The following is a 24,544-nucleotide window of genomic DNA, read 5'->3' as shown; positions in this document are numbered from 1 at the left end:
CGGCTTGTCCTAATAAGATTTCGAATCTAAGCTCTTCTATGAAAATGGTCATTAATTGATTAGAAAACCAACTAATTATTAATTATTGAGAACTTGTGAAACTTGCAAAATTCCCTATGGAAAGACGAGCAATAGTTATTGTAATGGCTAAATGGCATTCACCAAATCGCTGCAAAAGCAGACTATCTCAAACTATAGGGAGTCAGAAAGCTGCCAAGATTCAAGAGGCACTCACTTCGCACACAATCAAGGTCACAAAATCACTCCAAAAAAATGGTCAGGCAGAAATTCACCTCGCGATCTCTGGAATTGGCCAAAGAGCTTGTAAAAGATTGAGTCTTAATACTGGTATAGAAAAAACCTTTAGGCAGGGTTCAGGTAATTTGGGAGTTCGAATGAAAAGACAAATTAATCATTCACTAAGAACTTACAACCCCAAGGACTTTTGCGGAGTAATTTTCATAGGGACCGACCTCCCAACACTCTGTGAGACAGACTTATCAGAAGCAATATATTTCTTTAACAAAAAAGATCTCATAATTGGTCCATCCTCCGATGGTGGATATTGGCTTTTAGGTATTTCGAATAAACTTTTATTTCCATTAATCAACTGGCCTTTTGTTGGAATTGAATGGGGATCAAATAATGTTTATGCAAAAACTTTTAATGAAGCTTCAAAAAGAGGAGTTAAAATAGGAGTCTTAAGGAAGCAAAATGATTTAGATCATCTTTGTGATATGGCCCCCTGGATAAAATGTCCCTCAAGCCTAAGCTAAGTGTAATTTGTCCAACACTTAATGAAGCCGGCTCAATTGCACTCTTGCTTGCCGATATAAATCTTTGGGAAAAAGATATCGATATTAATGTTATCGATGGCGGCAGCAAAGATCTAACCATTTTTCTAGCAAATATTGGTGGGGCAAAGGTGATAACAACAAATGAATCAAATAGAGGTTCTCAATTAAAAAAAGGTGCATCGTACTCAAGCGCAGATTGGCTACTTTTTTTACATGCTGATTGTCGACTCCCAAATCTATGGGCTAGAAAAATAGAAGAATTAATAACCAATCCATTATCAAATAAATATGGTTGGTATTTTGACTTCAAAGTTGTAAATAAACATCCACAATTTCGTCTTTTGGAATTAGCAGTCTTCTTAAGAAGTATCTTTTTACAACAACCATATGGCGATCAAGGATTATTAATATCAAGAAAGTTATATCAAGAAATCGGAGGTTATACTGATCTTCATATTATGGAGGATTTTGATTTTGTAAGAAGATTATCAAAAAAAACAAAACTGAAAAGAATCAAACTTCCATTAATCACTGACTACAGGAAGTGGGAGAAAATTAATGTTATTTGGCAAGGGATAAAAAATGCTAGATATAGATATCGCTGGTTAAAAGGAGAGAGTTCAAAGAACTTATTAAATGATTATTATAAATAATCATTTAATTAATTTGCATACCAAAATGCACATCTTTTGCCTCTAGGCTCTAAAGTCCAACCTTGGCTTTTGTAAAAATCAACAACACCTGGATCAGCAAATAGCGTAATTCTTTTTATTCCCATATCACGAATAGATTTTATAACAAAAGACATGAGTTTCTTTCCAAATCCAGCTCCTTGATAAACGGGATTAATAGCAACATCCCATATTGTCGCCTCTAGGATCCCATCACCGGTGCATCTTGCAAAGCCAATTAACCTTGGAAACTTTGGGTCGTGCCGCCACAAACCCACCTTCAAAAGACTGTAGTCAAGTGCTCGCCGAACTCTTCTGAGTGGTCGTCTGCTCCACCCTACTGATTGCAAAAGTTGTTCCAATTCAATCAAGTCAAATGATCTTTCTTGACTAAAAATAAATTTCTGATCTTCAAAAGGGGATGGACATTCTATAAAACCCTCACCATACATTTGCTCCATAAGATTCTTCTCAGATTGATCAGAATCTTTAAACATCCCAAAATTTGAAATATTGAAAGAAACTTTTTTCATCGTAATTGAGTCGAATCTTTTTAGAGTGTTGCTAGGCCTCTTTGCTGAAGCTCGGCTAATTGTGAGTACAATCCGCCTTGTTGACAGAGCTGATCATGGCTACCTTCTTCAATTATTTCCCCTTTTCTAAGTACTAATATTTTATCGGCTTGCTCCACTGTGGCGAGGCGATGAGCAATAACTAATGCCGTCCTTTTTTCAAGAAGTCTATCCAAATCTCTCTGTAGAGTAGCTTCAGTGGAGGGATCCATAAAGGCAGTAGCTTCATCCATAACTAATACTGTAGGGTTTCTAATTGCAACTCGCGCAACTGAAAGTAATTGTCTCTCTCCAGAGGACAAATTCCCCCCTCTTTCTCTTAAAGAGGAGTCAAGGCCTCTAGGCAATTTCTCAAGGAAACTATCCAATCCCAAATCAAAGCAAATTTTTTCAAGCTTTTGTCTTTTTATTTGAGAATCAAGCTTCAAATTATCCTCCACATTTCCACTAAAAATAAAAGTATCTTGTAAGACGACACCTAGTTTTTTTCTTAAATGATCAATAGGTATATTTTTTATATCTGTTCCGTCAATAAGTATTCGTCCTGATTGAGGCTCGTAAAGCCTGCAAAGAAGTCTAATAATTGTAGTTTTCCCAGAGCCTGTTGGCCCAACAAAAGCAACTGTCTCACCTGGGTTTACAACAAAACTAAGATTCTTGATGATAGGTTCATTTGATTTGTAGAAAAAAGAAACATTCTCAAACTCAACTTTCCCTAGTTGTATTTTTCTTTCAATATTATTTTTATCTAATTTTTCTGAATCAGCTATTTCAATATCTTGCTCAAGTAACTCAGAGATTCTCTCAACAGCTGTCAAGCCTCCCTGTATCTGCGTAAATCTCTCTGCTAGTTGTCTCAAAGGTTCAAAAAGTCTTTGTGAGAAAAGGATAAATGTTGTCAAAGTACCCAACCCCATAGCGCCAGAAGTGACCAAAAGGCCACCTGCCGCAATCACTAAAGCGACAGCCGCTAATGACACCCATTCTATAAATGCAGAAATTGTACTGTCATAGAAGATTGTTCCATTTACTGCATTCCTATAATTTGTTCCGGTCTGATAAAACTTACTGCCATTAGATTTTTCTCTTCTGAACATTTGAACAACTTCAATACCTTGGAGATTTTCTTGAAAATCGGCATTTAACTGAGACAACTCTTCCCTAACTCGATAGTTTGCTTTACGAAAGCGAGACTGAAGCCAAATGACAGTAAAGGTTACTGGAATTTGAGTTATTAAAAGAACTAAGCCAAGCCTCCATTCAATGAAAATCATCGTTATGGAAATTATTATCAAACTAACCACATCAGCTAGTACTCCAACTGCACCACTTCCAAAAACCTCAGCCAATGCATCAACATCACTTGTTAATCTTGTTAATAGTTTGCCTACTGGCATGCGGTCATGAAATCTCAGAGAAAGCGCAAGAGAGTGCGAGAAAAGATCCTCTCTTATCCTTGCTGTAAGTCTTTGGCCCACAGACTGAATGCTATAACTTTGCAGCCCCTGAAAAGCAAGCCTTATCAATACTGAAAAAAGTAGGAAAATGATAAGGAATCTTATTGAAGTTCCTACAGAGTAGTTATCAAAAAATGAATTAGTCTGCTCTCCCTTCAAAACGCTTATGGCAAGTCCAACTAAGAGAGGCTGAATAGCACCAGCTATCGCAACAGGCAAAAGTATTATGAGAATTACTAAAAGCCTCTTTTTTTCTTGCGTTAAATAACGAGCTATGTTTTTAATTCTTTGAAGATCCTTAGACATAATTAGAGAACCTAATAATCAGTTTTGTTTTTGGGATTGAATGGATTCAATTGTTTCTTGAAGAATTCCTGTATCAAGTCTTAATGCCAAAGGATTTCCAACAAGGCGCGCTGTTGATTTAAAGAGTTCATCTATCTCTCTTAAACCATTTTCCTTAAGAGTGCGACCAGATGCCACTAAATCGACTATTGCCTCAGCAATGCCAGTAATTGGTCCAAGCTCTACCGATCCTGTTAAGTGTACTAATTCAACAGGAAGGTCTATTTTCTCAAAATAATTCCTAGCGCAATTAGTAAATTTGCTTGCCACTCGACAATGGGGCGGCAAATCAGAGGCTCTTTCATAGGAACTATTGCTTTTTACCGCAACTGACATCCTGCAGTCCCCAAATCCAAGATCGAGGAGATGGGCAAGAGGCATTTCGTGTTCTGTTAACACGTCATATCCAACAATTCCTAACTGAGCTTGACCGTATGAAACATAAACTGGAACATCGCCGTTACGAACAAGCAAAGCTTTCGCTTTCCCACAAACAGATGGAACCATTAATTGCCTGTTATTAGGATCTAAAAGTGAGGAAAAATCCAAACCTGCTTGTTTCAATCTTTTAACGGAGTGCTGTAAGAGTGCTCCTTTGGCTAACGCGATAGTAATCATAATTTCACCACTTAGATTTAACTTTAACTACTACAGCCCCCATCGATGAAATGAAAATAAAACATGAGGAAAACTTAAGTATTTTCTCCTTACCTGTATTACAAGACAACATAATCTGGATATTGGTTTTGGGTAACAGTGCAGTAGTTGTTGACCCATCAATTGCAAAGCCAGTAGAGACTTGGTTGAGAGAAAAATCTTTAAATTTGGAAGCCATACTTTTAACTCATCATCATGAAGACCATATTGGTGGGGTAAAAGAATTAGAAAAAACGTGGCCTCTGGCAAAAATAGTAGCTTCAATGGCAGACAAAAATAGAATTCCCTTCCAAACTCTTTCTGTCAAGGATAATGATAGTTTTTTGATAAAAAATAAGCTCATAAATACAATTGAAATTCCAGGTCACACAAGATCTCACATTGCTTTTTACATAGATAATTCGCAAGAAAATCCTCCTGCACTTTTTTGTGGAGATACTTTATTTTCTGGAGGGTGTGGTCGTCTTTTTGAGGGAACACCTGATGACATGTTTAAATCACTTCAAAAAATCAATCGACTTCCTTCAAGTACAAGGATTTATTGTGGTCATGAATACACAGAAATGAACTTGAAATGGGCTCATGAAATCAAGCCAAATGACTTAAAAATCAGCAAAAGGTTGGCAGAGATTTCTGTTAAGAGGAAACGAGGAGAAATTACCCTGCCTACTACTCTGGAGATAGAACGATCAACTAATTTATTTCTTCAAGCTGAAACAATTGAGGAATTATTTTTTTTGAGAAATCATAAAGACAATTGGACTTTTTAAAACAATATAAATAAATTCAGATTTAATAAAATATCCAACTAATAAAAATCTCTAAATCATGTCTGTCATTACTTCCATCAATACCGTGGATGCCCCAAAACCAGTTGGCCCATACAGTCAGGCAACAATGGTAGATGGATGGTTGTATTGCTCAGGACAAATTGCGATTAATCCTGAAAATGGAGAAATGGTCACTAAAGATGTGAAAGTAGAAACTCACCAAGTTTTAACTAATCTTTTCGCCGTCTTGGAAGCAGCCGGAGCAAAATGTTCAGATGTTGTCAAAACCACAATTTATTTAACTGATTTAAAAAATTTCAATGATGTCAATGATATTTATAGTGAGTTTTTCAATTCAGATACAAATCCAGCAAGGGCTTGCATAGAAGTATCAGCACTCCCGAAAGGAGGAACGGTAGAAATTGAATGCGTTGCCTTCGTTAAAAAGTAGATTATTTAAATCACAATCTGCCCAAGAATTTTTCCCACTTTGCAAAGTGGTCACTTTATTGTCTAGATTAATAAATGAACTGCGATCAAACATGACCGTAGCCAAGCTAACTATTGGCGAACTTGAAGCCGGATATCCGCTGTATTGCAAAGCCCTAAGACGTTTGCTTCAGCAAGGTCGGTCTCCTCAAGAAATTCAAAGAACAGTTTGCTGGGGCCATCTAGAGACACTTAATCGCTGTCTTCCAGGGAGGTATAAATCACCATCCTATTTAATGGCACTAATCAAACGCGATCTTTCTCAACCAAAAGATTAAACTAATCTTTATATCAGTCAATTAGTTCATCGATTTTCATACTAAATTCATGATCTTTGATTGATATATTCTTCTGCTCTTCTTCTGGTCTCAGGGTTATATTTACATAAGTTTTCCCAAAACTTATATCTGGAAATCTATTAGTTTTTTCACTAAGCTCACCAAGTTTATCAAGAAAATTCCTTGTAGAGTTATAAGTATCAAATTCAAATCTTCTCTCCAGACATACAGGTCTGGTTTTATGTTTCCAAGTATTTTTTTCCATAATGTTTATCTCATTTTCATCTAATTTATCAAATTATCAAAAAATCAACTTCTTCTAGTTGCTCCGCTTGGCTTAAGAACGGGCATTAATTCTGTGTTTGGTCTTGCAATAATGTGAGCAGCTACTAATCCGTCTCCTACTCTCTCGCAGGCATCAGCACCAGCTCTTACTGATGCGTTTACGGCGCCTGTCTCTCCTCTAACCATTACGGTGACGTAACCGCCGCCAACATATTCTTTTGCAATTAATCTAACCTCCGCAGCCTTGGTCATTGCATCTGCAGCCTCAATAGCTGGGACTACTCCTCTTGTTTCGATCATTCCGAGTGCCACTCCAAGGGTTGGGTCTTCATTTGTTGGGCCTAAAATATCTCTTGGAATACCAGATGATCCTCCCAATCCATCTGAATCAGTTTTTTTAGTGGAGACAGAGCCCTTACTACGATATTTTGAGGGACTACTGGCTGCAGTCGACTTATTTTTACTTACTGTGGAAGTGACACTCGAAGCTTTTACATCAATAACTTGATCAGATGGATTTGATAGAGAAATCTCAGATTGGGTATTTCTCACAATCTTTTTACTATCTGAGTTGTTAATTGAATTTTTCATAGCTATGTAAAGTAGATAATAAAGTTAATATCAAATAGTTAAATACGCTAACCATCAGGAGACCAAAAATCAATTATCCCTCCAATAGTGAGATCCGTGAGTGTCTCGGGATTTTGGCAGGCAAATCTTGCTGCTGAACCACTTGAGGTGAAAACCCAATTTCCTTCTCTTGCTCCCACAGGATCAACAGCAACCAATTGTTTGCCTGCACTATTTTTTAAGATACGCAAATGCATATGTCCTAAACCAGCCACCCTTTGCGAGCAGACTAATCTTCCCATAACTTGCATAATTTCCATTATTTTGATCCTCTCAGCTCAGAATTCTGTGTTTCCTGATTCCAGTGATCAATAATCCCAACAATAGTTAGATCACTTGGATATGATTTACTTCCAGCAGCCTCTCTAGCGGCCGAACTGCCTACACAAATAACCCAATCATCAGGCTTACAACCAACTGCATCAACGGCAACTTTTTTAGAGCTACCATCGAGTACAACTTGCAAATGTTTATGTTCAAAGCCCGGGATTCGATTTGTAGAAACAAGTGGCTTCAACACTTTACAAATAATCATCTTAATGTGCCTCCATTAGAACGGGATCAAGTGAAGACCCCACAATAACTGCAGGGGCTTTCTTATCACGGTCTCGAATAGTCAATAATGTATGAAGCTGACCATTATCTACTAATCCCCTATATCTTTCAGATATGGCATTATCTACTCTTTTGCAGTCGGCAATCGCTCTATCTCTCTCGCCTGGAACTCTTCCTGAATAATCAAATCTGATCACAATAGGAATTGGTAGATCTCGTGAAATGTTCAATCCTTTAAATATTTTTATTCCCACGTCTAAATCCGGTGCTCCCTCTTCAACAGTATCAAGATGAGCAAAATAAGTAAGGTTCCTTAAATGGATTTCCTTAAAACCAATACCTACACCGATAAATCGTTCTGCATGTCCAGCATCTGGATAAGTGCCTCTATGCATCTTAAGAACGTAGTCAATTTGAGAAAAATTATTAATTATCATCTTAAGCAAAAAAGACTCCATCCCTGATTGAGAAGTTGAGCTGGATTTACTTTTTATCTCCTTTTCAATTACTGAGATTGCCTCTCTGGAAGTCAATTTGTAAGTTTTATCGAATAAATCACAAGTGGATATCCATTGAGTCAAGTCAGTTTCATTTTTACCTGAGGGAACGTGTATTCTTAAAGAGTCATTATCAGTATCTATACCTACTAATAGAAGGTCTACTGACGCACCACAACAAAAACTATTCTCAATAGCTTCACGAAAATCTAAAAGGCGTTGAAGTCCGGCTTGTGCTGCAACTTTCTCATCACTTCCATGAGCTGCACAACCCTGATGAGTGGGATCAACAGAACTAAAGTGGTAAGTGACAACTTTTAAATATCTTGTTGGTTCGGTCGGAGAATTTGGTTTTGATTCTCTAAATCTTTTATGTTCAGTTTTAATCCAACGATTAACAGTCCTCTCAACATCAAAAAGTGCTCCAGCATGAGATCTTCGTCTTACAGCACTAAAGGGAATACGCAAGGCATAAGCTATTGAGTGAGCAAGACGTCCATCAGAGCATGGTGTTATGTCCAACAAATGAAAGCCACATTCCTTAAGAAAATTTTGGAATTTTCTTGCCTCCATACTTTCTTCTCCACCATTTAATGGGTCAGAGTTGAAAAATTCAGCACTAACGAGTTGATGTGACTGAAAAACACACCAAGCAAAAAGTGCTCTCATATCGAGAGGTCGAACCCAAGCTTTTTCTAGAATATGTTCTGGAAGCTCGAAACCTAATTCTCTAAAAGTCAACTGATTTGCCCTTGAGATAAAGTCCTCATCATGTTGAAGTGAGGAAATTTTTCTCAACAGGGGGACTATTCGATCAAAACGTCCTTTGACTTCAAGTTCATATTTTTCTAATTCCTCGTTTTGTCTAATGTCTGTTAGAGGATGATGCTTATTTTGAGAGGAAAAAGTTTCAAGTTTTGGTGGCTCATCAAAAGATACAAAACGTTTTCGGGGAGCAGTCGGCCCCTGTGTTTTGTTTGAGAATCTGGCCAGATTTCTATAGGCCATCTATGAATTAACCTCTTGCTCCACCAGAGAAGGTAACCATTTGTCCCTCTCGAGTGTTTCCGCTAGATCCAGTTATTAAAAAGTCTGGCTCTGGCACGTCTTGGTTTCTCTTTGAATCGAAAGAAGGCATTGCATTTCTCCCACCTGGTCTTGAGGGATTTCTTCTTCTGGCTGAGGCCCCCTCAGTGCCAGTAACTCGATCACCACGATCCCAATCATCACCTGTAATATTTAATCCAGCTGATTGTCCTTCTCCAGTAACACGTGAAACAGCTCTGGATTCAGTTGATTGATCGGATGTACTTTCATCAACCACAGTTTGCTTAATTAATTGTTTTTGTTGAAACTCTTTATTGTCGAAACGAAATTGTTCAGTTCCTGTGATTTTATTAGTTGCCATATCAAATGGTCCTGTGATTTTCGAACTGTCCTCATAACGATTTCCTGTAACGGAAGAATCTCTATCTCTTTTTCTTTGTGCTGATCTTGCAGGGGACTGAACACTGAATTCAGTCCATGGCGAATCATTAGAGTCATTATCATTAATATCACTATAAGAAGTACCACAAGATTGAGCTAGTTGATCACTCCCCACATAAGGAGTACCAGTCAAAGGTTCGCAAGCTCCCTTCTCGGCACCGGTCATAACTCCGCCTATCCCTGGTTGCAATCCAGTTAAATTTGATCCGGGGGTCCCAAGTCTTTTTGGAGTCCTTTGCTGAATCTCTTTGGTATTACTTGGTTTTCCAAATTGCGCGGATTGTTCTAATCCTGCATAAGGCGTACCAGTTACGGCTTTATTACTTCCAGGCTCATCTCCAGTAACTAACTGGGAACGTCCAGTCATTGTTCCACTGACAGATTGAGATTTATTAGTGAAGCTCAATCCAACTTTCGCAGCCTCAGGAACAGGCTTATCTCCACAAAATGATTCATATTGTTCAGCTCCTACATATTCATCACCTGTTACACGTTTACAACTACCCGCTTCATTACCAGTTACCCACTCAGATCTTGCAACGTCTGTTCCAGTAAGACCTGAACCTCTAACTGTCCTTAAAGACCCTACTTTTTGCGCTGGTCTACCAGAAGGTCTTGGATCAGATCCCAAATATTGATCACCTGTTAGATCTTTTCCGGAGCCTGCTTCGTCGCCAGTAACATTACTTGAACGACCAACCATAACTCCAGTAACGCTTCTTCCATCGATGGTTTGGCTATGTCCAACTTTTCTTGGAGACGGATTTACTCCTCCACAAAAGGCATTAGATTGATTTGCTGAAATATATTCTGTTCCTGTTAGATTCTTACAGGTTCCGGGCTCGTCACCAGTAACTTTTTCAGATCTTCCCACTTCATTACCTGTAACTAAATTTCCATGACTTGTATTGGTTACAGCCACTTTTGAAGGTTGAACATAATTTGGTGATTCTTGGCAAAAAGTATCAACAGTATCAGCACCAAGGTATTGCGTTCCAGTAACTGATCGACAAGTACTTGCTTCGTTACCTGTTGTTTTAACAGATCTATTTGCTTGAGTTCCGGTAACAATTTGGCCAGAATTAGTCTCACTAATACCAACTTTCCAATGAGCATCTACTCCAGACGATTGTTTTGCTCCTTTGCGATTAGGACCGCAAGGACGAGTACTTCCTGCTCGCTGTTTACCAGTTGCACCCGATTTACTACGAAGTTCTCTAACTCTTAATGCTATCTCTCTACTTGAAAGATCCGGATTACCATGTCGAGCAACTGAAGCAGCGGTGGTTGAATTTGTACTTGCTGATTTTCCATGCTTTGACATTGCTTCTCTTCTAGCAAGCACAAGGGACCTACTAGTGTTTTCTAGTGGTCTTCTTTTTTGAATAGTCCTTCTCTCTCCGCTCCTTGAACTCAAAGTAGCTTTAGTTGTATTTATACTAAGTTCTGCTGATTTTTTCCTACTTTTAGTATTACATGAACACTCTTTTTTTTCTGAAATTTGAGGGTTTGACGAAGTCGAGATAGCAGATGTTTTGGCAACATCTACTCTTGTTCTATCTTTACTACTACTAGCTGCTTTTCCTTTTGAAGACAAGGCTTCTCTTCTCGCTAAGACAAGTTCCCTACTCGGGTTACTGATTGACTTAACTTTACGTACAGAAGGAGAATTCATTTTTATAGCAGCTTGATTGAATGATGAATTAGGTAAAGAATTTTTATTACTTTGAAGACTATTACTGGATGTTTTTGAATATTCAGTATTTGTCCTTGACTGACGGACGTCGTCAGATGTTCGAACTCTATTTGGGCTATTAGGGCTTAATTTAGAAGCCTTTTTTCCACCATCACTAAGTGCCTTACGGCGTTCTAGTGCAAGTTCTCTACTGGTTTTAGTTGCCATGACCGCCAGATGTAAATGTCGAAGGACAAAAGAAATAAAATTTCTTGAAAAGGCTTATGCCTCGATTAGATACGAGGCATAAGAAAGTTGAAGGTCGAAAATCAGCGCCCCTCAAACACTACAAATGCAGTGCCTTGACTTTGCGTGTAAGCGTCATAACCAATGATGCGAACATGGTGATCTGGATATGCACGATGACATGCTTCAAGTTCACTAACAATCAAGTTAAGATCCTTTTCTCCAAAGAAAGGCAATTTCCAATAAGACCAATAGGTCTGCATTGAACCACTTGGGTGAACATGCTCAATAACTGGACTCCAGCCTTGAGCAATTATGTAAGCAATTTGATCATAAATTTCGTCCTGGGTCATCGGCGGTAAGAAGCCGAATGTTTCCAGGGTGGCGACTGTTGCATAGTCACCAACTGTGCTCTGGAAAGGCATGGTGAAACTGGGGGTGTGGTTAGTAAATAGCAGGAACTGAGTTTGAATAAAGTTCCTTTTCGTAAAGTTGAGAGGAGAATTAATTCTCCTCATAACTTCAGCTCTGAACGTCGAGTTTGTCTACGGTGTCAAATTCGAACTTGATTTCCTTCCAAGTCTCAAGAGCAATAGCCAATTCAGGGCTATGCTTTGCAGCTTCTAAAAGGATGTCGCGACTTTCTTTTTCAATTTCGCGACCAGCATTACGAGCTTTGACACAAGCTTCAAGAGCAACTCTGTTGGCAGCAGCTCCAGCGGCTGATCCCCAAGGATGTCCATGAGTACCACCACCAAACTGAAGGCAAGAATCGTCACCGAAAATAGCTAGTAGCGCAGGCATATGCCATACGTGTATTCCACCAGAAGCAACGGCAAACACTCCAGGCATTGATCCCCAATCTTGATCGAAGAAATTACCTCTTGTTCTGTCCTCAGGTACAAATGACTCTCTTAAGTTGTCAATGTAACCAAGAGTGGTCTGACGATCTCCCTCTAACTTACCTACAACAGTACCTGTATGTAACTGGTCTCCACCAGAAAGTCTCAGGCATTTAGCAAGGACACGGAAATGTATACCATGCTTGGGATGGCGGTCAATAACAGCATGCATTGCACGGTGAATGTGCAATAACATCCCATTCTTCCGACACCAATTTGCTAAGCCAGTATTTGCTGTGAATCCACCAGTAATGTAGTCATGCATGATAATTGGCTGACCAAGTTCTTTTGCAAACTCGGCACGCTCATACATTTCTTCAGGGGTTGTAGCTGTGCAGTTGAGGTAGTGCCCCTTAATCTCGCCAGTTTCCTGTTGAGCTAGCTTTACAGCTTCTGCAACGAACTCAAAACGCTCTCTCCATCTTTGGAAAGGCTGAGAGTTGATGTTTTCATCATCTTTAGTGAGGTCAAGCCCCCCACGAAGACATTCATAAACAACTCTTCCGTAGTTTTTTCCGGAGAGACCAAGTTTTGGCTTGATGGTACAACCCAAAAGAGGACGGCCGTATTTATTTAAGCGATCTCGCTCAACTTGAATTCCATTAGGTGGACCTCCACATGTCTTTATGAAAGCCATGGGGAACCTAATGTCCTCAAGACGTAAATGGCGAAGTGCCTTAAATCCGAAAACGTTACCGACAAGAGATGTAAGAACGTTTGTTATTGATCCTTCTTCAAAAAGATCTAAAGGATACGCAATAAATGCATAGAAAGACTCCTTATCACCTGGGACATCTTCAATGCGATAACAGCGCCCTTTGTAAAATTCTAGGTCTGTTAATAGTTCAGACCATACTGTTGACCAAGTTCCTGTTGAAGATTCAGCTGCTACTGCTGCTGCAACTTCTTCTCTAGGTACACCTTCTTGGCCTGTGCACTTGAAACAAGCCAAAAGGTCTGTATCAAGGGGGACGTAATCAGGAGTCCAGTAGGTGTCTCTGTACTCCTTAACGCCGGCATCGTACTTCTTACTCATAGGAAAACTCCATTAGGTCGTTGTAGGTATTGATTGAGTTGCGATTCATTAAAGAAACGCCTAACTAATCTCAGTCCTTCTGACCAAGGAAGTTGCCATTTCCAAGAGCTGGCTCAACTTCTCTATGAGGACGAGCAATGATGTGAGCGGCAACAAGTCCATCTCCAACACGTTCGCATGCATCAGCACCAGCACGAACAGCAGCGTTAACTGCACCTGTTTCGCCACGTACTAAAACTGTTACATAGCCGCCGCCAACGAACTCACGTCCAATGAGGCGTACTTCAGCAGCCTTTGTCATTGCGTCAGCAGCTTCAATAGCTGGGACAAGTCCGCGAGTCTCGATCATGCCGAGTGCGATACCCATAGTTTCTGTAGCCATTGCCTAAACCTGCGTAATAAAGGGGGAATGTTCGATATGGAGATTGCCTCGACCGAACGCTATCCGTCAAGAGAAATTCATCAAAAACCTGATTACTGTATTTACTTATACTGATAAGCAAAACTTATCACCATTGGTATGACTGTTATGAACAACTGTTCATTCAGGCGTGAGCGACTCAAGATAAAAAGTTGTTTTTTAATATTTTTGACTGTATTTTCTCTCCTACGAGACAGGTTCCCAGCATGCGTGGGGTGGAATGTTCAACCCATCCTGTCTCTCAATATTTTTTTTGATAACTAAATATAGTCAATATGTACATTGGCAAAATATAGTTTTAGCCTGAATTTAATAGGGATTTTTTTGACGTCTACGAGACCTTTAATAACAATCGCAAGCGCCAATCCTAAAAAAGTCCAAGAGATTGAATTGATGCTTGGTAAGCTTCCCATAAATATTCAGCGGCAACCTAAAGACCTGCATGTTGAGGAAACTGGTACAAGCTATCTAGAAAATGCTCTACTCAAAGCTGAAGCTGTTTCAGCAATTACAAAAACTTGGACTATTGCAGATGATTCAGGATTAGAAGTTGATCTTCTCGGGGGAGCTCCGGGGATTTTCTCAGCTCGTTTTGCTAAAAGTAATAAGGAAAAACTAAAAAAGCTTCTTGATGAAATGGGGGAAAGCCCTTATAGAAGCGCACGTTTTTGTAGTGTTATGGTCATTTGCGACCCTGAGGGAAAACTAATAAAAGATGCTAAGGGAATTTGTTGGGGGGAAATTTTAAAACAACCTGCTTATCCACATGGAGAATTTGAATCACTTTTTTGGGTAAGAGAGGCTAAGTGCACTTACGGTGAATTATCTAATGAACAACTTTCAAAACTTGGCAGCAGAGGCAAGGCAGCAAGAGAACTTGCTCCTCATTTAAAAAAAGAACTTAATTTAAAAATTTAACCTAAGTTTTGTTTATTAGATCAATTGCCCTCATTGCAGCAGCAGCAGCAGCTTCAACGTCACCTTCGCGACCGGCAAGAGTTAATCTTCCAAAAGCACCCACGCCTTTAACATCAACTACCGTGATGTTAGAGGCTTTTTCAGCCTCATTGGCAGCCATTAATACATATCCTGCTGGTTCTGTTTCCAAAATAAACATACTCATTCCAGATTGAATCATCGAGCCTCTTCTATTTTGACGATTTATTAAAACTGCATGGTCAGGCGTTATTGCTCTAATAATTTCAGTCCAACTAACCTCAGGACGAGTTCGTTTATCGATAGTGCTCCCAATAGCATCTAAAACAACATCACCTGAGTGAATTACGGTGCTTTGATCTCGATGGTAAAGAGCCATTGACCCAAAAGCTCTCTCGACAATCATCTGTCCAAGACGAACATTACTTGCTTTTAAAGCAATATCTGTAACTCTGTGCACAGCCATTCCAGGGGATACTTCCAACCATAAACATGCATCTCCAGGTATTGGAAGAAATCCAGAACTGGCTGTACCCATATAGGCAGCAAGCTGAGGCTGAAGTGAGTCAAGAAAAACATATGACCTTAACTCAATCTGTTGAACTTGACTTGCTTGCCTTGCTACCAATGACTTATCTGAGTCTGTAGTAATTACACAACTTGCTCCTCCAGCAGAGGAATCAACCTCTGTTCCGGTAATAATTACGCCACCTTGGGCGCGACGTTCCCGCTCATCAATACTGGAATATGAATTCATGGCGCGATACTACCGGAAAGTTGTCTTTTTAGCTATCAAAAAGCTTGCATGCTCTCCATAAACCGATAACTTCAAAAAAAATATACCCATTAAGAATGACTACTTCCCATGTAACCAACCCTGAATCAAGCGAACAAACCAACGAACTAAAAGCGCAGCAGGCATTGGGCTTAGTTGGCTTGGGCTTAATGCAAAAAATTACTGGTGAGGATCAATCTGGACTTAATTGGCTTTTTGAGGAGAGCAATGAAAAAGCTGATCTTAATTCTTTAAAAAAACGACTTGAATTAACTTCTCTTGCCTTAGAAACTGGTGCTCCCCTAACAACAGCTGAAGTTTCACAATTACTTGGCTCTCGTCCGAATTCTTCTAATTATGAAAAAGCCGGCTTACTAGCCAAAAGATTGAGCAGAAATGTTTGGAGGCTTAGCAAAATAGGGAAAGAGTCAACATATTGGCGTAACTAATTTCATAGGTAATTATTCTCATCAAATTTCTGAGTATTAATTATTTGATAATTGAAACCTAATTTATACATAGCTTAATTTGATAATAAAACTCAATGTTAATATCTTCAATTCCGAAAAGTTTCAGTAATTTATTGACGATAGCCCAGAAAAAGATGCACCTTAAGTAAAGAAGATTATTTATTTATGAGCGGTGCAACGCTCCTAAAAGAAACAGGTCCAAAAGAAGTATTTTGTGGACTTACTTCGATTGTTTGGCTTCATCGCCGAATGCCTGATGCTTTTTTTCTAGTTGTGGGTTCACGAACATGTGCTCACTTAATTCAAAGTGCTGCAGGCGTGATGATTTTTGCTGAACCGCGCTTTGGAACAGCAATTCTTGAAGAGAGAGATCTTGCCGGTTTGGCTGATGCACATGATGAGCTTGATCGTGTAGTAAAAAATCTTTTAGACCGCCGTCCAGAAATTCGAACTCTTTTCTTGGTTGGATCTTGCCCAAGTGAAGTTATAAAAATTGACTTAGCCAGAGTTGCCGAAAAACTTAATCTCCAATTAAAGGGGAAAGTTACCGTACTTAATTATTCAGGGAGCGGAATCGAAACAACTTTTACTCAGGGAGAAGATGGCGCGCTTAAAGCACTAGTCCCTCTAATGCCCTCTTCAGAGGAATCTAAATTATTGCTTGTTGGAACTTTAGCCAATCCCGTAGAAGACCGATTGAAAACTATTTTCAATCGAATTGGTATTGATAAAATTGAAAGCTTCCCACCAAGGCAATCCACGGAGCTTCCCGCTATTGGCAAGAATACAAAAGTTCTTTTAGCTCAACCGTATTTAACTGATACAGCTCGGACCCTTAGAGATCGAGGCGCTCAGATATTGAAAGCTCCCTTTCCCCTTGGTGTAGAGGGAAGCAAGCTATGGATTGAGGCTGCTGCACATGCATTCCATATAAATTATGAGTTGGTTCAAAAAACACTTGAGCCTTTGGTAGCCAGAGCTAAGAAAGCAATTGCACCATATAAAGCCAAGCTCAATGGTAAAAAACTTTTTTTATTGCCGGAATCACAATTAGAAATTCCATTGGCAAGATTTTTACATAGAGAATGCGGTATGGAACTAATTGAAATAGGGACTCCTTATCTAAATAGAGAGATGATGAGTTCGGAATTAGATCTGATCCCAGATAAAACTCGAATTGTTGAAGGGCAACATGTTGAAAAACAACTTGATCGTGTGAGAGCACACCAACCCGATCTTGTTGTATGCGGTATGGGACTAGCCAATCCACTCGAAGCGGAGGGTATTTCAACAAAATGGTCAATTGAAATGGTTTTCAGTCCAATACATGGCATCGACCAGGCCTCTGACCTCGCAGAACTTTTCTCAAGGCCTCTTCATCGGCACAACCTCTTAAACACAAAGCAACTTACAAAAACCTGATTTATGGAATTAACACTTTGGACATACGAAGGTCCACCTCATATTGGGGCAATGCGAATAGCCGCCTCAATGAAAGGGGTGCACTATGTTTTACATGCTCCTCAAGGTGATACTTATGCTGACCTACTCTTTACAATGATAGAAAGGAGAGGGCAAAGACCACCGGTAACTTACACAACTTTTCAGGCAAGAGATCTTGGGGGAGATACTGCAGAATTAGTAAAAGGCCACATTAATGAAGCTGTTGAAAGATTTAAACCAGAAGCGCTTCTCGTTGGAGAAAGTTGTACAGCTGAATTGATTCAAGATCAGCCTGGCTCCCTTGCTAAAGGAATGGGATTTGACATACCTGTCGTCAGCCTTGAACTTCCTGCTTACAGCAAAAAGGAAAACTGGGGTGCCGCAGAAACTTTCTATCAACTAGTTCGAGGTTTACTTGGCAAATCCTCAGAACAAAAATCGCCACACAATCCAAATGCTTGGGAAGAGGAAGGTAGAAGACCAAGAGTAAATTTATTAGGTCCTTCGCTACTTGGATTCAGATGCAGAGATGATGTTTTAGAAATACAAAAAATACTGGGGCAACATGGAATTGACGTAAATGTTATCGCCCCTCTTGGCGCCTCTCCCGGTGACATTATTAGATTGACCAAAGCAGATGCAAATGTATGTCTTTATCCAGAAATAGCTGAATCAACATGCATTTGGCTTGAGAGAAATTATGGTATTCCTTTCGTAAATATCCCCCCAATTGGCGTTGGTGCAACTCAGGATTTTCTGACTGCACTTCATAAAACTCTTGGCTTAGATCGACCAAGCCCAAACGATGAAGAAGATCTTTCTAAATTACCTTGGTACTCAAAATCAGTAGATTCGAATTATCTCACTGGCAAAAGGGTATTTATTTTTGGTGATGGCACCCACGTTATTGCTGCAGCAAGAATCGCAGAGCAAGAACTGGGATTCAAGGTTGTTGGTATTGGAACTTACAGCCGAGAAATGGCTCGCAGAGTCAGACCGATAGCAAAAGAACTCGGATTAGAAGCCCTAATTACAAATGATTATCTCGAAGTAGAAGAAGCAATTAAAGAGGCTGCTCCTGAACTAGTACTAGGGACACAAATGGAACGCCATAGTGCAAAACGTCTTGGAATACCTTGTGCAGTAATTAGCACTCCAATGCATGTTCAGGATGTTCCCGCAAGGTATAGCCCCCAAATGGGATGGGAGGGAGCAAATGTCATTTTTGATGACTGGGTTCACCCACTGATGATGGGCTTAGAAGAACATTTAATAGGTATGTTTAAGCATGATTTTGAATTCACTGATGGTCATCAAAGTCATCTAGGTCACTCAGGTGGGCAAACGAATAACGTTGATCTGGCATCAACAAATAGTGCAGGGCAAACTGAGAGTATTTCTCCAAAAAATGATCACTTGCCTTACTGGACAAAAGAGGGGGAGTCAGAACTGGCAAAAATACCTTTCTTTGTTCGAGGAAAAGTTAGGAGAAATACAGAAAGATATGCCCGACAAGCTGGATGTCAAGAAATAAACGGCGAAACCCTCCTCGATGCAAAAGCACATTTCAGCGGTTAGCTTTAATCAATGCAGTCATTTAGGACATGAGTATTAACACTTAACAGTACTCCTATGTGTTAAAAACTAAACTTAGTAGCATTGCAATTGTCCATTAATGTATCGAAGTAAAGAAACATTTACTAACTGCTCTTCTTCCTGCTTGAATATAATTAAATCCATCTAAAAAAATATTTAATGACTACAACCATAACAAAAAGAGCTGACGGCGAAGGCAGTGTTCAGGTAAAGCAAGATTCTACCGTGAATATTCAAGAAGGTGCTCTGGTAATTGCAGTTTATGGAAAGGGTGGAATAGGCAAGTCAACTACCTCCTCAAATCTTTCGGCTGCTTTTTCAAAACTTGGGAAAAAAGTTCTTCAGATTGGCTGTGACCCAAAACATGACAGTACTTTTACTCTTACTCATAAAATGGTTCCTACGGTAATAGATATTTTAGAGGAGGTTGATTTTCACAGCGAAGAGCTTCGTCCAGAGGACTTCATGTTTACCGGATACAACGGTGTTCAATGTGTTGAGAGTGGAGGACCACCAGCGGGTACTGGATGCGGCGGTTATGTAACTGGACAAACAGTCAAACTTCTTAAAGAGCATCATCTTCTTGAAGATACCGATGTGGTGATTTTCGATGTATTGGGAGATGTTGTTTGTGGTGGTTTTGCTGCACCTCTTCAACATGCAAATTATTGTTTGATCGTTACGGCAAATGACTTTGATTCAATATTTGCTATGAATCGAATAGTTGCTGCCATCAATGCTAAGGCGAAAAACTACAAAGTCCGCTTAGGCGGTGTAGTGGCAAATCGGTCGGCAGAATTAGATCAAATAGAAAAATTTAACGCTCGAACTGGCCTAAAGACCATGGCCCATTTTAAAAATGTTGATGCAATTAGACGATCAAGGTTAAAAAAATGTACGATTTTCGAAATGGAGCCAGAAGAAGACGTTATTGAAGTCCAAAACGAATATCTCTCTCTAGCAAAGAGAATGTTGGAAAATGTAGAACCGTTATCTGCCGAACCCCTAAAGGACAGGGAAATCTTTGATTTACTTGGTTTTGATTAATTCTGATACGCCTTTTAATTTTTCGGCTCATTAATCCCAACCAATTTCATAGTCAAATCCCAAAGTTTTCCTGAAGTGAGAGGATCTGTAGCTCTGGAGGATAATTCTTGAGAAAATTGTCTGCCATTTTTTCGCTGTCTATTTCCCCAGCTCCAATGCACTCCTGAGATAGCAAATTCAGGATCAGCTACAACTTGAGCAACTCTCTTACCAGCTAAATCCTCGCTAACAAATCCCCTAGTGATAATCCTTTGGAACCATGGGAAAAGAATCTGAAAAAGTTTTGGTGTATTTCTAAAAAGTTTGGTTTCAGCAACACATCCTGGATAAAGAGAACTAAAAATTATCGGTGAATCTTTATAGCGCTTATGAAGTTCTTGAGTTGTAATCATATTGCATAACTTGCTGTCTTTATAAGCTTTACCTGGCTTGAAACGTTTTCCACTCGCCATACTTATTGGATCTTTAAAACCCTGCTCAAAACCAGATAAATCTCCCAAATCAGCTGGCGCTGGAATAGGGATTTTCCCTCCTAATTCTTTCAAGTTTGCAGTAACAGTGCCCAAAATGACTATTCTGGCTGGTTCGGAACTCCATTTCTTTCCTCCCCAGGCTGGGCGACTTGAATTTCTCATGCAATCTAAAAGGAGTTGAATAAGGAGAAAGTGTCCGAAATGGTTTGTAGCCATAGAGATTTCAAACCCCTGTGGGGACCGTTGTGGTTTTTTTAATCTGGGAAGATAAACCGCAGCATTACAGACAAGTGCGTCCAAAGGGGAATCCAAATTACATAAAAGCTCTTTTACTGATGTTCTGACAGAATTTAAATCGCCCAAATCAATTTGAATATGTTGTATTTGACGGTTTTTTCCTGTTGGAAGTCCTAATTTATTTGCAGCCTTCTCCGCTCTATAAACTGATCGATTTGCAGTTATTACTCTCCACCCTCTTTCAAAAAGAGCTTTGGTTGCATACAAACCAACCCCTGAGGTAGTTCCTGTTATTAGAACTGTCCCGGGAGCAGCTTGAAATGATGACATCTTTTAGTTCCTTAATCACTTGAAAATATCAAGTTTTTAACCCTTAGATTTTAAATCCAACAAGCCTTTATCACTTAGTGCCAAATAATCCTGACACTATTTGGAGCAATTAGATGCTCCTGCTCAGCTATTAGACGATCATCCCCACCAATGGCAAAAAGGTTATCAAAACGATCATTAAGATCATGTAGTTTCTTAGATTCAGTTTTAAGTATTGAAAAAAGCTCTAAGTTTCTCATCACTCTCTGATGAGAAGCAATCCCCAACCTAAAAAAACTTCCAAGGAAGATCACCATCAATCCAAATTTCATAAGCAGTGCAATGCAACTATATAAATATTCCCTTCGCAGTTCCTGCAATTGCAATTCCCTTGCAATTGTTGCTTTATTAAATTTTTTATTTATTTTTCCTGATTCTAATTTTCTCTTATTAGATGAATTAACGCCTCGCAAAGTTTTCTTCCTGCTTTGATTTATTGCCTTTTTATGAATTGATCCCTGCAAGGATATTAATAACCATTAAATTTGTTTTACCTTAAAAAGAAACTTATTGCCAATATTCAAAAGAAATTCGAAACTAAAATTATTTTTAGGAATATTATTTAAACCAAAAAAGCTAATTATTTCATTTTTCTCAATATTCAGATTTAGGTATTTGCACCAAAAAATTCTATGACTAATTTTTAGATACCATAAGTTTAAAATCACTGAAAAAAGGACTTTTACTATCTCACACTAAAATGAATGGCTTTAAGCAAATGGCTTTAGATAGCTTATTGCTTGATGAAGCTATAAGAAATCCTGATTTTTTAATAATCCTAAGATTTTACAGTTGGGATGGGAATTGGCTTTCAATCGGAAAAAATCAAAAAAACATTCCTAAACGGTGGATTGAACTCCATAACGAGAAAAAGCTAAAAATAGTTAGGCGCCCCTCGGGAGGTGATGCTGTTCTTCACTCTGGAGGAATTACTTACTCCCTTGCATGGTCTAATCCGCCTAAGAAGAAGAAAACAGCATACAGACATTCATGCCAATGGCTTTTAAAAAGTTTTGACGATATGGGCTATCCATTGAGATTTGGTGACGAAATAGCAACTCCAAGTGTTAATGGAAATTGTTTTTCAAAATCAACATCTGCGGATCTCATAGACAAAGATGGTTATAAAAGAATTGGTAATGCCCAACTTTGGAGAAAAGGAAATTTGCTTCAACATGGAGAAATTATTTTTGATCCACCTAGAGACTTATGGGAGGAATTGTTCCAAACACGCCCACCGTCAAAATTAAATTTAGGTTTTAATAAAACCTGTTTAGAAAAAAAACTGACAGAAAAACTTTTTGCATCATGGCCTGAAGTTTCTTGGTGCAAAAGCAACTTAGAAGAATATAAGTTCAGTAAATTCCAAAAAAAGCACATTGATTAAATCTGATTAAGAACCAGATTTTTTGGATATCTGACCTGAAGAAACCATACTTTCAACTACCTGTGGCAAAGCAAGGCCTAAAGGGTAAGTTTTTTGCCTTCGAGACAATTCAGCTAATTTTGATGGTAAGTTCAAACCCATTTTTCTTAACAGAGTTGTCCCAATATCAACTCTGTCAATTGTTCCAACAGGTAAACCCGCTGGACTTAAAACCAATAGCATATCTTCATTAGTTCGCTCAATCGCCAAAACTGCCTGCCACAACTCTGCTTTCAGAGAAATTGAAGGAAGATCACTAATAGGTTGTGCGTAATCTCCTAACAAGTAATTATCCCAATTTTGAATAGGAATTTCCTTTAAAGGTTTTTCGGTGATGTATCCAATCCATCTCCCTTCACTAACTACAAGTATCCATTCTTTTAAATAGTCTGAATCTTCTGAAGTTGCGTTTATCTGGCTAATTTTTCTTAATGGCAGGTCTTTTTCGAGGATCCTATATCTTTTGCTTAAGGCATTATGCACTTTTATATTTTTCAAATGATCCTGAATTATCAAGACTTGATTTTGTGATCTGGATGCGGCTAAGCCAAACCAACCAATTAAAACAAGCCACAATCCAAAAAATGATTTTGTAGCCAGCGATAAAAAGCTTCCTGCTGCTATGGCAAAAATTGAAATAAATTTCCCCGTCCTAGTAGCAACCCTAGTTCCTTTTCTTTGGCTACCAGTAAAGTGCCATACTAAAGATTTAAGAACAACTCCTCCATCAAGAGGAAGGCCTGGCAACATATTGAACATACAAATAATTAAATTCAAAGTGCCCAGCTGCAGAAATAAATTTTTCAATAATAAGTTTGTTTGAAAAATTTGATTAGATATAAAAAAGAAAAGTAAAGAAAGAAGAAAACTTACAAGGGGTCCTGCTATTGCGACTCTAAATGTTCCCATTGGCGTATCACATTCACGCTCAACGTTGGCGAATCCTCCTAGAAAGAAAAGAGTAATACTTCTAACTTTTACTCCTTCTCGTAAAGCAACAAAGGAATGTCCAAGCTCATGAAGTAAAACTGACGTGAACAAAAGTAGAGAACTTAAGCAACCCAACAACCAAGGTAAAAAAACTGGTCCTGAAAAACTTTTATTGATTAATTCAACCGAGAGAGTAGAAAATTGCTCTTGAGCACTCCATGTAAAAAGAAAGAATATTATGAACCAACTGGAATGGATTTTGAGAGGTATGCCTCTTATTTTAAAAATCTCCCAGCCTTCCAAAAGTTCCCCCTCCAATTAATAAACATAAGATTATTGTGATCCTGATTCTAGGAAGAAAACTCATAGAGCTGAAACAATGACAAAATCATCAACAAAATTGAAAATTTGCGGTATTACCCAAGAACTTCAAGCTCTTGAGATCTCAAATCTTGGCGCTCATGCTATTGGAGTAATTGGAGTACCAGAAACACCCAGATTCGTCACAAGAGAAAAACGATCAGTAATTTTTGAGTCTCTCACAAAACAATTCCCAAAAGTTGAAAGAGTTTTAGTCGTAGCAAATATGGATAAAAATGAATTAAAAAAAGAATATTTTGAGGAATATAGACCAACAACCATTCAACTCCACGGTGATGAAACTGTTGGTCATTGCCAAGAACTAAAAAAAGCGATGCCTGAATTTAAATTTTGGAAAGCGTTCAGAATTAATTCAAAAAAAGATCTTCAGAAGGTTAAAGAATATGAGCCTCATGTTAATGCTCTCCTGCTTGATGCCTGGAGTGAAAAAGGCCTTGGCGGAACTGGAACAAAGTTTCAAATAAATTTACTAAAAAATAATGAAATCGAAATTCCTTGGTGGCTGGCTGGAGGAATATCGTCTGAGTGGGTGGAAGACATTTATAAATATACAAGCCCATATGGACTAGATGCTTCAAGTAAACTTGAGAGAAGCCAGGGTATTAAAGATATATCAAAGGTGAAAGATTTAATTGAAAAAGTTAAAATGTTTACTTCAATTTAGAATTGCAAGGGTTATATTAATTCAAA

General features: G+C 38.8%; 28 protein-coding genes. 12 read left to right on the top strand and 16 right to left on the bottom strand.

All coding sequences use genetic code 11. The features are described from left to right. The first annotated feature begins 95 nt into the window (after positions 1-95). Together AC6EJA_RS09885 and AC6EJA_RS09880 are read left to right on the top strand one after the other, a co-directional pair. Complete coding sequence (locus AC6EJA_RS09885) at positions 96-776, top strand: TIGR04282 family arsenosugar biosynthesis glycosyltransferase (RefSeq protein WP_498502485.1); 681 nt, start codon at positions 96-98, stop codon at positions 774-776. Next, positions 755-1,450: a TIGR04283 family arsenosugar biosynthesis glycosyltransferase gene (locus AC6EJA_RS09880; RefSeq protein ID WP_498502484.1), complete on the top strand. Its 696-nt coding sequence runs from the start codon at positions 755-757 to the stop codon at positions 1,448-1,450. Before AC6EJA_RS09885 ends, AC6EJA_RS09880 begins: the two co-directional genes overlap by 22 nt. An 8-nt stretch (positions 1,451-1,458) precedes the next feature. On the opposite strand, the gene AC6EJA_RS09875 is transcribed toward AC6EJA_RS09880, so the two are convergent. Genes AC6EJA_RS09875 through hisG form a run of 3 tightly spaced genes read right to left on the bottom strand, consistent with a single transcriptional unit; the run spans position 1,459 to position 4,460 of the window. Continuing rightward, a complete protein-coding gene (locus tag AC6EJA_RS09875; RefSeq protein ID WP_498503598.1) occupies positions 1,459-1,965 on the bottom strand; it encodes a GNAT family N-acetyltransferase in 507 nt (168 codons plus the stop codon). Positions 1,966-2,021: 56 nt separating this feature from the next. Then, positions 2,022-3,803: an ABC transporter ATP-binding protein gene (locus tag AC6EJA_RS09870; RefSeq protein WP_498502483.1), complete on the bottom strand. Its 1,782-nt coding sequence runs from the start codon at positions 3,801-3,803 to the stop codon at positions 2,022-2,024. A gap of 18 nt (positions 3,804-3,821) precedes the next feature. After that, on the bottom strand, positions 3,822-4,460 hold the full coding sequence (gene hisG, locus AC6EJA_RS09865) for an ATP phosphoribosyltransferase (protein ID WP_498502482.1): 639 nt from the start codon (positions 4,458-4,460) through the stop codon (positions 3,822-3,824). Between the two features lie 50 nt (positions 4,461-4,510). On the opposite strand from hisG, the gene gloB reads away from it, so the two are divergent. The 3 genes from gloB to AC6EJA_RS09850 all read left to right on the top strand — a co-directional run bounded on the left by gloB (position 4,511) and on the right by AC6EJA_RS09850 (position 6,036). Beyond that, entirely contained in the window at positions 4,511-5,269 is a 759-nt protein-coding gene (gloB, locus tag AC6EJA_RS09860) for a hydroxyacylglutathione hydrolase (protein WP_498502481.1), read from the top strand. A gap of 58 nt (positions 5,270-5,327) precedes the next feature. Next, the gene (locus AC6EJA_RS09855; protein WP_498502480.1) at positions 5,328-5,720 is read left to right on the top strand and encodes a Rid family detoxifying hydrolase; all 393 of its coding nucleotides are present in this window, start codon (positions 5,328-5,330) and stop codon (positions 5,718-5,720) included. A 91-nt stretch (positions 5,721-5,811) separates the two neighbouring features. After that, positions 5,812-6,036: a DUF3136 domain-containing protein gene (locus tag AC6EJA_RS09850; protein ID WP_498503597.1), complete on the top strand. Its 225-nt coding sequence runs from the start codon at positions 5,812-5,814 to the stop codon at positions 6,034-6,036. A 13-nt stretch (positions 6,037-6,049) separates the two neighbouring features. On the opposite strand, the gene AC6EJA_RS09845 is transcribed toward AC6EJA_RS09850, so the two are convergent. The 9 genes from AC6EJA_RS09845 to csoS1 (AC6EJA_RS09805) form a co-directional block, all read right to left on the bottom strand. Further along, on the bottom strand, positions 6,050-6,301 hold the full coding sequence (locus tag AC6EJA_RS09845; protein WP_498502479.1) for a 4a-hydroxytetrahydrobiopterin dehydratase: 252 nt from the start codon (positions 6,299-6,301) through the stop codon (positions 6,050-6,052). Positions 6,302-6,345: 44 nt separating this feature from the next. Further along, positions 6,346-6,912: an alpha-carboxysome major shell protein CsoS1 gene (gene csoS1, locus AC6EJA_RS09840; RefSeq protein ID WP_498502478.1), complete on the bottom strand. Its 567-nt coding sequence runs from the start codon at positions 6,910-6,912 to the stop codon at positions 6,346-6,348. A gap of 47 nt (positions 6,913-6,959) precedes the next feature. Continuing rightward, entirely contained in the window at positions 6,960-7,211 is a 252-nt protein-coding gene (locus tag AC6EJA_RS09835) for a carboxysome peptide B (RefSeq protein WP_498502477.1), read from the bottom strand. After that, positions 7,211-7,486, bottom strand: coding sequence for an alpha-carboxysome shell vertex protein CsoS4 (gene csoS4, locus AC6EJA_RS09830; RefSeq protein ID WP_498502476.1), 276 nt, complete (start codon positions 7,484-7,486; stop codon positions 7,211-7,213). The genes AC6EJA_RS09835 and csoS4 overlap by 1 nt, the downstream gene beginning before the upstream one ends. A 1-nt stretch (position 7,487) precedes the next feature. Beyond that, a complete protein-coding gene (locus AC6EJA_RS09825) occupies positions 7,488-9,011 on the bottom strand; it encodes a carboxysome shell carbonic anhydrase (protein ID WP_498502475.1) in 1,524 nt (507 codons plus the stop codon). A gap of 7 nt (positions 9,012-9,018) precedes the next feature. Further along, positions 9,019-11,394: an alpha-carboxysome scaffolding protein CsoS2 gene (gene csoS2 / locus AC6EJA_RS09820; RefSeq protein ID WP_498502474.1), complete on the bottom strand. Its 2,376-nt coding sequence runs from the start codon at positions 11,392-11,394 to the stop codon at positions 9,019-9,021. Between the two features lie 101 nt (positions 11,395-11,495). Continuing rightward, a complete protein-coding gene (locus AC6EJA_RS09815) occupies positions 11,496-11,837 on the bottom strand; it encodes a ribulose bisphosphate carboxylase small subunit (protein WP_498503596.1) in 342 nt (113 codons plus the stop codon). Between the two features lie 97 nt (positions 11,838-11,934). Beyond that, the gene (locus AC6EJA_RS09810; protein WP_498502473.1) at positions 11,935-13,350 is read right to left on the bottom strand and encodes a form I ribulose bisphosphate carboxylase large subunit; all 1,416 of its coding nucleotides are present in this window, start codon (positions 13,348-13,350) and stop codon (positions 11,935-11,937) included. 70 nt (positions 13,351-13,420) lie between these two features. Beyond that, positions 13,421-13,732, bottom strand: coding sequence for an alpha-carboxysome major shell protein CsoS1 (gene csoS1 / locus AC6EJA_RS09805; RefSeq protein ID WP_019476633.1), 312 nt, complete (start codon positions 13,730-13,732; stop codon positions 13,421-13,423). 363 nt (positions 13,733-14,095) lie between these two features. Between csoS1 (AC6EJA_RS09805) and AC6EJA_RS09800 the strand changes: the two genes are divergently transcribed. Continuing rightward, positions 14,096-14,689 carry a non-canonical purine NTP pyrophosphatase gene (locus tag AC6EJA_RS09800; RefSeq protein ID WP_498502472.1) on the top strand — a complete coding sequence of 198 codons (594 nt, stop codon included), beginning with the start codon at positions 14,096-14,098 and terminating at the stop codon, positions 14,687-14,689. A 1-nt stretch (position 14,690) separates the two neighbouring features. Here AC6EJA_RS09800 and AC6EJA_RS09795 read toward each other — a convergent pair whose 3' ends face one another. Then, entirely contained in the window at positions 14,691-15,464 is a 774-nt protein-coding gene (locus AC6EJA_RS09795; protein WP_498502471.1) for a BMC domain-containing protein, read from the bottom strand. Between the two features lie 95 nt (positions 15,465-15,559). Here AC6EJA_RS09795 and AC6EJA_RS09790 point away from each other — a divergent pair, with 95 nt between their 5' ends. The 4 genes from AC6EJA_RS09790 to bchL all read left to right on the top strand — a co-directional run bounded on the left by AC6EJA_RS09790 (position 15,560) and on the right by bchL (position 20,038). Beyond that, complete coding sequence (locus tag AC6EJA_RS09790) at positions 15,560-15,931, top strand: DUF8679 domain-containing protein (protein ID WP_498502470.1); 372 nt, start codon at positions 15,560-15,562, stop codon at positions 15,929-15,931. A gap of 186 nt (positions 15,932-16,117) precedes the next feature. Next, positions 16,118-17,374 (top strand): ferredoxin:protochlorophyllide reductase (ATP-dependent) subunit N, encoded by a 1,257-nt coding sequence (locus AC6EJA_RS09785; RefSeq protein WP_498502469.1) that lies wholly within the window; start codon positions 16,118-16,120, stop codon positions 17,372-17,374. A 3-nt stretch (positions 17,375-17,377) separates the two neighbouring features. Continuing rightward, the gene (locus AC6EJA_RS09780) at positions 17,378-18,973 is read left to right on the top strand and encodes a ferredoxin:protochlorophyllide reductase (ATP-dependent) subunit B (RefSeq protein ID WP_498502468.1); all 1,596 of its coding nucleotides are present in this window, start codon (positions 17,378-17,380) and stop codon (positions 18,971-18,973) included. Between the two features lie 177 nt (positions 18,974-19,150). Next, complete coding sequence (bchL, locus tag AC6EJA_RS09775) at positions 19,151-20,038, top strand: ferredoxin:protochlorophyllide reductase (ATP-dependent) iron-sulfur ATP-binding protein (RefSeq protein WP_498502467.1); 888 nt, start codon at positions 19,151-19,153, stop codon at positions 20,036-20,038. Positions 20,039-20,052: 14 nt separating this feature from the next. Here the strand turns inward: bchL and AC6EJA_RS09770 are convergent, their stop codons facing one another. Both AC6EJA_RS09770 and AC6EJA_RS09765 read right to left on the bottom strand, forming a co-directional pair. Next, on the bottom strand, positions 20,053-21,078 hold the full coding sequence (locus AC6EJA_RS09770) for a protochlorophyllide reductase (RefSeq protein WP_498502466.1): 1,026 nt from the start codon (positions 21,076-21,078) through the stop codon (positions 20,053-20,055). A 74-nt stretch (positions 21,079-21,152) separates the two neighbouring features. Continuing rightward, a complete protein-coding gene (locus AC6EJA_RS09765) occupies positions 21,153-21,581 on the bottom strand; it encodes a hypothetical protein (RefSeq protein ID WP_498502465.1) in 429 nt (142 codons plus the stop codon). A 254-nt stretch (positions 21,582-21,835) separates the two neighbouring features. Between AC6EJA_RS09765 and AC6EJA_RS09760 the strand changes: the two genes are divergently transcribed. After that, positions 21,836-22,504, top strand: a complete 669-nt coding sequence (locus AC6EJA_RS09760; RefSeq protein WP_498502464.1) for a lipoyl protein ligase domain-containing protein — start codon at positions 21,836-21,838, stop codon at positions 22,502-22,504. Positions 22,505-22,510: 6 nt separating this feature from the next. Here AC6EJA_RS09760 and AC6EJA_RS09755 read toward each other — a convergent pair whose 3' ends face one another. Next, positions 22,511-23,776 (bottom strand): site-2 protease family protein, encoded by a 1,266-nt coding sequence (locus AC6EJA_RS09755; RefSeq protein WP_498502463.1) that lies wholly within the window; start codon positions 23,774-23,776, stop codon positions 22,511-22,513. A gap of 76 nt (positions 23,777-23,852) precedes the next feature. Here AC6EJA_RS09755 and AC6EJA_RS09750 point away from each other — a divergent pair, with 76 nt between their 5' ends. Then, the gene (locus tag AC6EJA_RS09750) at positions 23,853-24,518 is read left to right on the top strand and encodes a phosphoribosylanthranilate isomerase (protein WP_498502462.1); all 666 of its coding nucleotides are present in this window, start codon (positions 23,853-23,855) and stop codon (positions 24,516-24,518) included. The last annotated feature ends 26 nt before the right edge of the window (positions 24,519-24,544 follow it).

It is taken from the genome of Prochlorococcus sp. MIT2309 (assembly GCF_059772305.1).
This window is presented reverse-complemented; position numbering and strand designations above follow the sequence as displayed.

Bases quoted from the DNA above. Each gene is read 5' to 3' on its own strand.
- AC6EJA_RS09880 (WP_498502484.1), top strand. From the start codon at position 755: ATGTCCCTCAAGCCTAAGCTAAGTGTAATTTGTCCAACACTTAATGAA.
- AC6EJA_RS09875 (WP_498503598.1), bottom strand. From the start codon at position 1,965: ATGTTTAAAGATTCTGATCAATCTGAGAAGAATCTTATGGAGCAAATG.
- AC6EJA_RS09870 (WP_498502483.1), bottom strand. From the start codon at position 3,803: ATGTCTAAGGATCTTCAAAGAATTAAAAACATAGCTCGTTATTTAACG.
- hisG (WP_498502482.1), bottom strand. From the start codon at position 4,460: ATGATTACTATCGCGTTAGCCAAAGGAGCACTCTTACAGCACTCCGTT.
- gloB (WP_498502481.1), top strand. From the start codon at position 4,511: ATGAAAATAAAACATGAGGAAAACTTAAGTATTTTCTCCTTACCTGTA.
- AC6EJA_RS09855 (WP_498502480.1), top strand. From the start codon at position 5,328: ATGTCTGTCATTACTTCCATCAATACCGTGGATGCCCCAAAACCAGTT.
- AC6EJA_RS09850 (WP_498503597.1), top strand. From the start codon at position 5,812: ATGACCGTAGCCAAGCTAACTATTGGCGAACTTGAAGCCGGATATCCG.
- AC6EJA_RS09845 (WP_498502479.1), bottom strand. From the start codon at position 6,301: ATGGAAAAAAATACTTGGAAACATAAAACCAGACCTGTATGTCTGGAG.
- csoS1 (WP_498502478.1), bottom strand. From the start codon at position 6,912: ATGAAAAATTCAATTAACAACTCAGATAGTAAAAAGATTGTGAGAAAT.
- AC6EJA_RS09835 (WP_498502477.1), bottom strand. From the start codon at position 7,211: ATGGAAATTATGCAAGTTATGGGAAGATTAGTCTGCTCGCAAAGGGTG.
- csoS4 (WP_498502476.1), bottom strand. From the start codon at position 7,486: ATGATTATTTGTAAAGTGTTGAAGCCACTTGTTTCTACAAATCGAATC.
- AC6EJA_RS09825 (WP_498502475.1), bottom strand. From the start codon at position 9,011: ATGGCCTATAGAAATCTGGCCAGATTCTCAAACAAAACACAGGGGCCG.
- csoS2 (WP_498502474.1), bottom strand. From the start codon at position 11,394: ATGGCAACTAAAACCAGTAGAGAACTTGCACTAGAACGCCGTAAGGCA.
- AC6EJA_RS09815 (WP_498503596.1), bottom strand. From the start codon at position 11,837: ATGCCTTTCCAGAGCACAGTTGGTGACTATGCAACAGTCGCCACCCTG.
- AC6EJA_RS09810 (WP_498502473.1), bottom strand. From the start codon at position 13,350: ATGAGTAAGAAGTACGATGCCGGCGTTAAGGAGTACAGAGACACCTAC.
- csoS1 (WP_019476633.1), bottom strand. From the start codon at position 13,732: ATGGCTACAGAAACTATGGGTATCGCACTCGGCATGATCGAGACTCGC.
- AC6EJA_RS09795 (WP_498502471.1), bottom strand. From the start codon at position 15,464: ATGAATTCATATTCCAGTATTGATGAGCGGGAACGTCGCGCCCAAGGT.
- AC6EJA_RS09790 (WP_498502470.1), top strand. From the start codon at position 15,560: ATGACTACTTCCCATGTAACCAACCCTGAATCAAGCGAACAAACCAAC.
- AC6EJA_RS09785 (WP_498502469.1), top strand. From the start codon at position 16,118: ATGAGCGGTGCAACGCTCCTAAAAGAAACAGGTCCAAAAGAAGTATTT.
- AC6EJA_RS09780 (WP_498502468.1), top strand. From the start codon at position 17,378: ATGGAATTAACACTTTGGACATACGAAGGTCCACCTCATATTGGGGCA.
- bchL (WP_498502467.1), top strand. From the start codon at position 19,151: ATGACTACAACCATAACAAAAAGAGCTGACGGCGAAGGCAGTGTTCAG.
- AC6EJA_RS09770 (WP_498502466.1), bottom strand. From the start codon at position 21,078: ATGTCATCATTTCAAGCTGCTCCCGGGACAGTTCTAATAACAGGAACT.
- AC6EJA_RS09760 (WP_498502464.1), top strand. From the start codon at position 21,836: ATGGCTTTAGATAGCTTATTGCTTGATGAAGCTATAAGAAATCCTGAT.
- AC6EJA_RS09750 (WP_498502462.1), top strand. From the start codon at position 23,853: ATGACAAAATCATCAACAAAATTGAAAATTTGCGGTATTACCCAAGAA.